This window comes from Bacillus lumedeiriae, from assembly GCF_044891285.1.
Classification (GTDB): Bacteria; Bacillota; Bacilli; order Bacillales; family Domibacillaceae; genus Pseudobacillus; species Pseudobacillus lumedeiriae.
Map to the genome: position 1 here is coordinate 1 of NZ_JAUIYO010000083.1, position 523 is coordinate 523.

The following is a 523-nucleotide window of genomic DNA, read 5'->3' on the forward strand; positions in this document are numbered from 1 at the left end:
TTCAGTTACTGCATCCGGTGTTTCCTCTGCAGGTGTTCCTGATTTAGTTACTACTGCTGAATGTGCTGAAGCTTTTGCTTTAGCTGTCTTGCTCGCATGAACACTTGCTTGAGAAGCAGCTTTGTTTGCCGCTGATTTATTTTCTTTTACTTCAACAGCTTTTTCTTCAGTTACTGCATCCGGTGTTTCAGGACGTGACAGTTCTTAACAGAAGATCATTAGAACAGGATGCGGGTGAAGGGAGTCGAACCCCCACGCCTCGCGGCGCCAGATCCTAAGTCTGGTGCGTCTGCCAATTCCGCCACACCCGCATATGAAAATGGTGAGCCATGAAGGACTCGAACCTTCGACCCTCTGAGCCATTAGCTCAGTTGGTAGAGCATCTGACTTTTAATCAGAGGGTCGAAGGTTCGAGTCCTTCATGGCTCACCATTTTCATATGCGGGTGTGGCGGAATTGGCAGACGCACCAGACTTAGGATCTGGCGCCGCGAGGCGTGGGGGTTCGACTCCCTTCACCCGCA

Annotated in this window: 4 tRNA genes; 2 read left to right on the forward strand and 2 right to left on the reverse strand. The window is 50.7% G+C overall.

The annotated features are described in order from the left end of the window. Positions 1–229 precede the first annotated feature (229 nt). Positions 230–311, reverse strand: a tRNA-Leu gene (locus QYG89_RS17320). Between the two features lie 9 nt (positions 312–320). Then, positions 321–428: transfer RNA gene (locus tag QYG89_RS17325), tRNA-OTHER, on the reverse strand. On the opposite strand from QYG89_RS17325, the gene QYG89_RS17330 reads away from it, so the two are divergent. Both QYG89_RS17330 and QYG89_RS17335 read left to right on the forward strand, forming a co-directional pair. Continuing rightward, positions 357–432 (forward strand) — tRNA-Lys (locus QYG89_RS17330). The two genes, QYG89_RS17325 and QYG89_RS17330, sit on opposite strands and share 72 nt — an antisense overlap. Positions 433–441: 9 nt before the next feature. Beyond that, positions 442–523, forward strand: a tRNA-Leu gene (locus QYG89_RS17335).